The sequence below is a fragment of the Vibrio sinus genome (assembly GCF_023634645.1).
Taxonomy (GTDB): Bacteria; Pseudomonadota; Gammaproteobacteria; order Enterobacterales; family Vibrionaceae; genus Vibrio; species Vibrio sinus.
Genome location: NZ_JAMKMR010000065.1, coordinates 1 through 304, shown reverse-complemented (window position 1 = coordinate 304; position 304 = coordinate 1). Strand labels below are relative to the sequence as shown.

1 protein-coding gene is annotated in these 304 nt (G+C 38.2%); it reads right to left on the bottom strand.

Features of this window, described 5'->3' with window-relative positions:
• Nucleotides 1–91 precede the first annotated feature (91 nt).
• The coding region (locus M9194_RS21610; RefSeq protein WP_250614772.1) for a hypothetical protein at nucleotides 92–304 on the bottom strand (213 nt) is incomplete at its 5' end.

Genomic DNA, 304 nt, shown 5'->3' with positions numbered 1-304 from the left:
TTATCTAATTAAAAGTTCTCAAATCCTATTTCTTTTAAAGAATTAGGTACCAACACACATTCAGTGTTCTTGGGAATAACTTTCGAGTTATTCATATTTGAGTCCGGCAATTATCAGTCTCAATCATGTTTAAATAAATTGAGACGACCTTAATTAGTTGATGATTCAATCCTAATGCGGTTTTTGTGCAGCGGATTTTTGATTCAGACAAGGCGCCGAACAATTTGTCGCCGGGAGCAACCGTCTGGTTGTGACCAAGCAAATTGGCAGGCAACGAAGACTGAAACGAAAAGACCCAGCAAAA